The sequence below is a fragment of the Bradyrhizobium sp. Kon10 genome (genome assembly GCF_055807395.1).
Genome location: NZ_JBVVOZ010000107.1, coordinates 1 through 763 on the forward strand (window position 1 = coordinate 1; position 763 = coordinate 763).

Sequence of the window (763 nt, forward strand, 5' to 3'; positions counted from 1 at the left end):
TGCGCCGCAGCGGCGTACCACGGACGTCGCCGCGCTCGCGGGCTGGCGGGCGCTCGGACAGGTCCCGGCCTATCTTGGCTTGCAGCTCCACCAGGTCGGTGAAGACGTCCGCCTGGCGGCGCAGCTCGTCGGCGACCATCGGCGGCCGGCTGGCCATGGTCGAGACCACCGTGACCCGGACGCCACGACGCTGGACGGCCTCGACCAAGGAGCGGAAATCGCCGTCGCCGGAAAACAGGACCATCTCGTCGAGCTTGCCGGCGAGCTCCATGGCATCGACCGCGAGTTCGATGTTCATGTTGCCCTTGACCTTGCGCCGTCCAGAGGGATCGACGAATTCCTTGGTGGGCTTCGTCACGACGGTGTAGCCGTTGTAATCGAGCCAATCCAGCAGCGGCCGGATCGAGGAGAATTCCTCATCCTCCACGATGGCCGAGTAGTACAAGGCGCGAAGCAGGGTACCCCGGCTCTGGAATTCGTTCAGAAGGCGCCGGTAGTCGACGTCGAAGCCGAGCGTCCTGGAGGTGGCGTGAAGATTGGCGCCGTCGATGAAAAGGCCGATCCTACTGGGCGAAGGCGACATGTGGGCAGCCTGAATGATCCGATCGGAAGCATCGCTCCCGTCCGGCGAATGGTTTGCTCAAGCGATGGGAGTTGGGGTACGGGACGGCCTTGGCCCGCCGCTCACTCGCATTCCGTGCAACCGAGCAGGAATCCGAGCTCCGGATACGAAGCTATCTCCAATGCCTAGAGCTATCAAAGC

Annotated in this window: 1 protein-coding gene; it reads right to left on the minus strand. The window is 64.0% G+C overall.

From position 1 onward, the window contains the following. Positions 1 to 583: LabA-like NYN domain-containing protein (locus tag AC0L2O_RS36260; protein ID WP_473373130.1), on the minus strand; the 583-nt coding region annotated here is incomplete at its 3' end. Between the last annotated feature and the right edge of the window lie 180 nt (positions 584 to 763).